This window comes from Micromonospora inaquosa (genome assembly GCF_003857055.1).
Taxonomy (GTDB): Bacteria; Actinomycetota; Actinomycetes; order Mycobacteriales; family Micromonosporaceae; genus Micromonospora; species Micromonospora inaquosa.
This window is the reverse complement of record NZ_QGSZ01000289.1, coordinates 1-7235: the sequence shown is the minus strand read 5'-3', so window position 1 is coordinate 7235 and position 7235 is coordinate 1. Positions and strand designations below refer to the sequence as shown.

7 protein-coding genes are annotated in these 7235 nt (G+C 72.2%); 6 read left to right on the top strand and 1 reads right to left on the bottom strand.

Features of this window, described 5'->3' with window-relative positions; genetic code table 11:
- From sthA to DLJ59_RS26685, 6 genes are all read left to right on the top strand, one after another.
- Positions 1-957, top strand: a 957-nt coding sequence (sthA, locus tag DLJ59_RS26710) for a Si-specific NAD(P)(+) transhydrogenase (RefSeq protein ID WP_124775678.1), incomplete at its 5' end; no start/stop codon positions are given.
- An 87-nt stretch (positions 958-1044) separates the two neighbouring features.
- Positions 1045-3792, top strand: a complete 2748-nt coding sequence (locus DLJ59_RS26705) for an AAA family ATPase (protein ID WP_124775676.1) — start codon at positions 1045-1047, stop codon at positions 3790-3792.
- A 46-nt stretch (positions 3793-3838) separates the two neighbouring features.
- Positions 3839-4123 carry a hypothetical protein gene (locus DLJ59_RS26700; RefSeq protein WP_124775674.1) on the top strand — a complete coding sequence of 95 codons (285 nt, stop codon included), beginning with the start codon at positions 3839-3841 and terminating at the stop codon, positions 4121-4123.
- Positions 4120-4659, top strand: a complete 540-nt coding sequence (locus tag DLJ59_RS26695) for a P-loop NTPase family protein (protein ID WP_124775672.1) — start codon at positions 4120-4122, stop codon at positions 4657-4659. The genes DLJ59_RS26700 and DLJ59_RS26695 overlap by 4 nt, the downstream gene beginning before the upstream one ends.
- 47 nt (positions 4660-4706) lie before the next feature.
- Entirely contained in the window at positions 4707-5291 is a 585-nt protein-coding gene (locus DLJ59_RS26690) for a hypothetical protein (RefSeq protein ID WP_124775670.1), read from the top strand.
- A 49-nt stretch (positions 5292-5340) separates the two neighbouring features.
- Positions 5341-6777 (top strand): hypothetical protein, encoded by a 1437-nt coding sequence (locus DLJ59_RS26685; protein ID WP_124775668.1) that lies wholly within the window; start codon positions 5341-5343, stop codon positions 6775-6777.
- Between the two features lie 103 nt (positions 6778-6880).
- Here DLJ59_RS26685 and DLJ59_RS26680 read toward each other — a convergent pair.
- Positions 6881-7235 (bottom strand): cellulose binding domain-containing protein (locus DLJ59_RS26680; protein ID WP_208648845.1); only part of this gene is annotated, 355 nt, incomplete at its 5' end.

Genomic DNA, 7235 nt, shown 5'->3' with positions numbered 1-7235 from the left:
CGCCCGGACAGCGTCGACTTCGACGACCGGACCATCGTGGACTCCGACGGTGTCATCAACCTCCAGGCCGTACCCCGCAGCATGGTCGTGGTCGGCGCCGGTGTGATCGGCATGGAGTACGCCTCGATGTTCGCCGCGCTCGGCACCAAGGTGACAGTGGTGGAGCGCCGCGACCGGATGCTGGAGTTCTGTGACGACGAGGTCGTCGAGTCACTGAAGTACCACCTGCGCGACCTGTCCGTGGCGTTCCGCTTCGGCGAGGAGGTCGCCGCCGTGGAGAAACACCAGACGGCGGCGCTGTGCATCCTCAAGAGCGGCAAGAAAATCGTCGCCGACACGGTGATGTACTCGGCCGGCCGGCAGGGCCAGACCGACGACCTGGCACTGGAGGCGGCCGGGCTGGAGGCGGACCGACGCGGCCGGATCGCGGTCGACGCCAACTACCGCACCCCGGTGGAGAACATCTACGCCGTCGGTGACGTGATCGGCTTCCCCGCGCTCGCGTCCACCTCGATGGAGCAGGGCCGGCTGGCCGCACAACACGCCTGCGGCGAGCCGATCCGGGAGATGCACGGCCTGCAACCGATCGGCATCTACACGATCCCGGAGATCAGCTTCGTCGGGCAGACCGAGGCGCAGCTCACCGAGAGCTCCACACCGTTCGAGGTGGGCATCGCCCGTTACCGGGAGTTGGCCCGGGGTCAGATCGTGGGCGACTCGTACGGGATGCTGAAGCTGCTCGTCTCCCCCGACGACGGCCGACTGCTCGGGGTGCACGTGTTCGGCACCGCCGCCACCGAGATCGTCCACATCGGCCAGGCGGTGATGGGTTGCGGCGGCACGATCGACTACCTGGTCGACGCGGTGTTCAACTACCCGACGCTGGCCGAGGCGTACAAGGTCGCCGCCCTGGACGCGTCCAACAAGATCCGTAACATCACTCGCATCGACGGCTAACTTCGCCTTACGACCGGGCCGGCGGGCCATTCCGATCACCCATTGGCGGGATGCCCCGGCGACCGTCGCCGATGCCAGAATTCCCCCATGCGACGCGCCATCGTCGGGCGGGACGAGGTGTTCGACCGGGCCTGGCAGCAACTGGGCCGACCCGGGCCGGTGCTGGTGGAGGGGCCGGCCGGCATCGGCAAATCCGAACTCTGGCGGGCGCTGGTCGCGCACGCCACGCAGGCGGGTTGGCTGGTGCTCAGCTGCGCGCCCACCGAGGCCGAGGCGGAGCTTCCCTACGCCGCCCTGGCCGACCTGCTGCGCCCGCTCGCCGACCGGGTCGCCGAGCTGCCCGAGCCGCAACGGGCCGCGGCCGAGGTCGTGCTCCTCTCCGGTGACGTCCGGGAGGCCGTCGACACGCGGGTGGTCGGGGCGGCGACCCGTGCACTGCTGGAAACCGCCGCGACGGGCCCCCACCCGAGGACGCTGGTGGCCGTGGACGACGCGCCGTGGTTGGACCGGCCGAGCGAGCGCGCGTTGCGGTACGCGCTGCGCCGCGTGGCGGGCCTGAGCGTGCTGGTCAGTCGCCGGCGCGGCCGGGGCGACCCCGAGGACGTGCCGCTCGGGCTCGACGAGGACCGCCACGGCAGCCGACTCGACCGGCTGGAGCTGCCGCCACTCGACGTCGGCGCACTGCACCACGTCCTGCGCGATCAGCTCGGCGTCACGCTCACCCGGCCGATGCTGGTGCGGGTGGCCCGGGAGGCCGGGGGCAATCCGCTGCTCACCATCGAGGTGGTCCGCGCCATGCAGCGTCTGCCACGCCACCCCTCGCCCGGCGACGACCTGCCGGTGGCCGCGTCCATGCACCACCTGCTCGCGGACGTTGTCGCCGGGCTGCCGTCGGCCAGCCGCGACGCGGTACGACTCGCCGCGCTGCTGACCGTGCCCACGCTGGTCGACCTGTCCGCGGCCGGGGTGCCCGCCGCCGCGCTGGACGCGCCCGAGGAGGCCGGGCTGATCGTCGTGACACCGACGGGCGTGCGGTTCACCCACCCGGTGCACGCCGCCGCCGTACGGGCCGGCATCCCGCCGGGCGTCCGCCGCCGCCTGCACCGCCGACTGGCCGACCTGGTGGCCGACCCGGACGAGCAGGCACGGCACCTGGCGCTCTGCACGACCACACCCGACCCGGTGGTCGCAGAGACCCTCACCGCCGCGGCCGACCGCTGGCACAGCCGAGGCGCGCCCGACCTCGCCGCCGATCTGCACGAGCGCGCCAGCCAGCTCACCCCGGTCGAGGACCAGGTACGGCTGGGCCGGCGGCGGCTGGCGGCGACGCGCTGCCGGCTCGACAGCGGTGACCTCCCGGCGGCCCGGCAGGCGGCCGAGGCCGTCGCGGCCGATTTCACCGGCGACCTGAGGGCCGAGTCGTTGCTGCTGCGCGCCATCGTCGCCTGGTCCAGCGGCGAGGCCGGCCAGGCGGCTGTGGAGATCGGCACCCGGGCCCTCGCGGCGGTCCGACCCGGCTCGGCCCTGGCCGGCCGCGTCCACGCCCACCTGGCCGTCTTCGACGACCACACCGAGTCGGCGCGGGCGCACGCCGAGGCCGCCGCCGCGCTGTTGGACGGCCGCGACGACGAACACGACCTGCTCGCGGCCGCGCTGGTCCTGCTCTTCTTCCAGGAGGTACGCCTCGGACGGGCACCGCGTACCGACCTGTTGGAACGGGCTCTCACCCTGGAGGGCGACAAACCGTCGTGGCTGGCGAGCACGGTGCCCGCGATCTGGTGGAAGTCGATGGACGACGCGGAGCGGGCCCGCGGTCGGTTGCACCAGATGCTCGGTCGGGCGGAGGCCCGCGGAGACGAACCCCTGCAGCACGAGTTGCTCACGCACCTGGGCGAGGCCGAGTTGCTGGCCGGGCGGTGGGACGACGCCGAACAGCACGTCGCCGCCGCCCGGGATCTCGGTGACCAACTCGGCAGTGGCCTGGTCGCCGAGACCTGGCTGGCCGCCCTGCTCGATGCCCATCGGGGCCGGCTGTCCGAGGCGGCCCGGGTGGCCGAGTCCGGCCTGCGGCTCGCCGAGGATCTGGACGACGACTGGTGCCGACGCATCCACCAGCAGTTGGCCGGGTTCGTGGCCCTGTCCGCCGGTCGGATGACGGAGGCCGCCGCCGCGTACACGACGCTGGCCGCGACGATCGACGCGAGGGGTCTGGTGGAGCCCCTGTCGATGCGCTTCGAACCGGACTGGATCGAGGCGTGCGTCGGTGCCGGCGACCTCGACCGGGCGGGGGCCGTGCTGGAGCGCCTGTACGACAGGCACCGTCGGCTGCCCCGGCCCTGGACGATCCTGGGCACCGCGCGGGCTCGGGTGCTGCTGGACAGCGCCACCGGCCGGGACCCCGGGCCGGCGCTCGACGCGTTGACAGCGGCGCGGGACGCCGTACCGCCGGATGTGCTTCCGCTGGATCGCGCGCGCTGCCTGTTCGTGGCGGGGATGGTGCACCGGCGGTCCCGCCGCAAGTTGCCGGCCCGGCAGGCGCTGGAGGCGGCGGTGGCGGAGTTCACCGCGATCGGCGCGGCGGCGTTCGCCGAGCGCGCCCGGGCCGAGCTGGCTCGCGTCGGCGGCCGGGCACCGACACCACGGCATCTCACCCCCACCGAGGATCGGGTGGCGCGGCTGGCGGCGCGCGGCCGGACCAACCGGGCCATCGCCGACGAGCTGTTCGTCAGCCCGAAGACCGTCGAGGCCAACCTCGCCCGGGTCTACCGCAAGCTCGGCATCTCCACCCGCGCGGAGCTGGGCGCGGCGATGACCAGGGCAGACGCGCAAACATAGGGAAACGCCCGATTCCTCGCCGCCTGCCGCGCCCTAGCGTCAGGTCATGGCCAACCACCTGTTCGTCCTGGAGCAGTACTACTGCTCCGCCGACGCGGGCACGGCGGCACCGCTGATCACCACCCTGGGCTGCCGGCTGGTCGCCACCATCCGGTTGCCCACCGACGATGTCGTGATCGCGCTGGTCGAAGGCCCCAACGCGGAGGCGGTGGCTGAGGCCGCCGCCGTCAGCGCGTGGCGGGTCGACCGGCTGATCCCGGCCCGGTGGATCCATCCGCCGCAGGCCAGCACCACCATTCCGGATGTCCCACGACAGGTGAAGGAAGCATGATCGTGCGCCGACTGATCGCACCCCTGTGGTGCTCGCTGCTGCTGTTCCCGCTCGTCGCCTGCGGCCCCGACAACACCGGCGGCAGCGACCCCGCCGCCGGGGTGGGGGTTGACGCCGACACCGACACGGACACCGACGCCGGCGGTGACCTGCCCAATGTTTCCCGGCCCGCCTGCCCGTTCGACGCGGCCAAGGTCTCCGACCTCGTCGGTCAACCGATGCAGGACCAGGGCAACTGCCTGTTCGGCGACGGCAACGGCGTCGCCTCGCTGACCATCACCACCGCCTCGCCGCTCGCCGGCGAGAGCACCTACGCCTACCAGCGTGACCAGGCCACCCAGGTCTACCGGGAGGTGAAGGACGTCGACAAGGGCCGCAAGGCGTACCTGGCGGTCAAGGACATCGAGGGTGAGGCCGTCGTGGTCAGTGACAAGGGCAGCTACACCGTGATCCTGAGCAGTTTCGAGCGGCTGGGTGCCAAGTCCGGCGGATACGAGTCGACGTTGCGCGCGGTGCTCGACGCCCTCCCACTGTGAAGCCGAGGCCGGGACCGGTCGAGTCCGAGACAAGAAGGAGAGCCACGATGACCCACCTCGCACCGGTTTGGCGACGCGGCGGAGGTGCGCTGGCCGCCGCCGCGGTCCTGACGCTCGCCGGGCTCGGCGGCTGCGCCCTGGTCGGCGGCGCGGACGACGACGGGGACTCCCCCGTCGCCGGCGTCCAGCCGAGCGGGGCGGCCACGCCCGACGGCGAGCCGTCGGCCGAGCCGGAGCAGGTCGTGCCGGCCACCGCAGCCGTCGACGCCTGCACCCTGTTGACCAGGCAGGAGGCCGAGAAGCTGGCCGGCACCCGGCTGGAGGAGCCGACGGAGAAGCCCGCGCCGGATCGGAGCAGCTGCACCTACACCGGACCGTTGACCGGCCCGACCGCCCAGGTCGAGGTGTATGTCGGTGACGGCGCGAAGAAGTTCCTGGACATCGATCGCGAACTCGGGCACACGTTGACCCCGATCAGCGGAGTGGGTGACGAGTCGTACGCCGAGGACGGCACCGTCTTCGTCAACAAGGGCGGGCTGTGGGCCTGCGTCCGGTTGGTTCGCACCGAGGACCCGGCCGTCTACCGCAAGGCTCTGGAATCCGCGGCCGGTACGGTCGCCGGCCGCCTGTGAACGGTGGGGAGACGACATGGTGAGAGCCGGGCCGCCTCGGCGTCGAAGGATGACGGCGCTGCTCACCGTGACCCTGGTGCTGCTCACCGGCTGCGAGCGGGGTGACGCCGCCCCGACGCCGCCCGACCCGCCGACCGGTGCCGCCGCGGCACATCAGCGGTACGGAGCCGCGCCGGCACCCGACCCCAGGGTGACCTACCAACCCGACGTGGTGTTCGTAGGTGGCGGCGGCGCGTCGGTGCGTGGGCTCTCCGAGGACGCGCTCACCTGGCGCATCGACCCCAGCGCCAGCGGCGCGAACACGCTCGCCCGGGGGAAGATCATGTTCCTCACCGAACGGGCGGTCGGGCGGGTGCTCGACCTCCGCCGTGACTCCGGCGATCTGGCGGTGACCCTGGGACCGGTGGACATCACCGACGTGATCCGCGACGGAACCTTCGCCAGTGACGGCCCGGTCGCGCTGGAGAACCCGACCCGATACGACGCGGGCGCGCCCTTCTGGGCGGAGTACGACGCCGACGGCGGGGGCGCCGGGGGCGCGGCCTCGACCGCCCCGGTCGCCCTGCGGCTTCCTGGCTCGGCGTCGGACGGGCAGCGCGGTCCCGTCCACGCCGTGCGACCGGGGGCCTTCGCCGCCCAGCGGCGGGTGGGTGGTTTCGCCGTCACCCCCATCTGTTGTGCCGGCGGTGTGGGCGCGCGGTTCAGTTACGACGGTGGCGGGATCCGCGTCGTGGGCACCGCGACGTTGCTGATGAAAAAGCCCACCGCCCGGTTCCACCTGGAGATTCGCGGCGCGACCGTCCGCCGGGCGGAGTTGCGGATCGGCGGGATGGCTGGCCTGCGGATCGACATCGCCGGGGCCACCGACAGCCACCAGAACATCAACAAGCGCATCCCCATCCCGCTGGACTTCAGCGTGCCGGTGGGCGAGATCCTCGGCGTGCCGTTCTCCGTCACCGCCAACCAGCTCATCGGCGTACAGACGGCGTTCAGCGCCAAGGACGGCAACATCAAGGCGGCCGGCGAGTGGTCGCTGGGTGGCTCCCTGGGGTTCGGTTACGCCAACGGCGCGTTCGGCGTCACCGACCCCTGGCGGCTCAGTGTCCACAACAGCATCACGGACTCGATCAGCGGCCCGTCAGTCGGTGTGAACGGGATCATCGTCCACTACCAGGCCGCGTTCCGGGCTGGTCTTGGTGCGCTCGGCTTCACCGCCGGGTTGTACGCGACCGTCACCGCCTCGGTGGGACTGACCGTCGGCTCCGCCCTGGGGGCACCGCTCGTGCTGTGCCGCAGCACCCAACTCGGTGTCTACCTGAACTACGGCGTCGGCTACACCATCCCCGCCGGCCTGACGAGGGCGATCAACGTATTCCTCGATCTGGTGAATGCCGGACCTGTCGCGGCGACGGCAGGCATCGGCAGAGCCGACAACGTGTTCAACAAACTGGATATCCAACCACCCAAGAAGATCTGCACCTCCTAACATCCCGGCTCGGCCCGGTGATCAAGAGGTTCGCGTCATCAGCGGGGCGTGCCGTGACGCGAACCTCTTGATCAACCGTTTGAGGTGCGTGGGTGGGTGGGTTTTAGCGGGCTGAGCAGGTGGGGGTTAGGGTGCCCGCGGTGCCGTTGGCCTGGAAGCCGTACTCGGTGGACTGTCCGGCGCCGACCTGGCCGTTGTACGACACGTTCGTCCAGGTTGTCGTGCCGGAGTTACCGCTTCGGTCGGCGCTCCACGCGTTGGTGACCGTCGCGCCCGACGGCAGCCCGATCGTCACCGTCCAGCCGTTGAGGGCCGACGAGCCGGCCGTCACCCGGACGTTCGCGACGAAGCCGCCCGTCCACTGGTTCACCGTCACCGTCGCGCTGCAGCCACCCTGCCCCGGCGGTGGGGTCGTGGGCGGGTCGGTCGGCGGGTCCGTCGGCGGGTCGGTGGGCGGG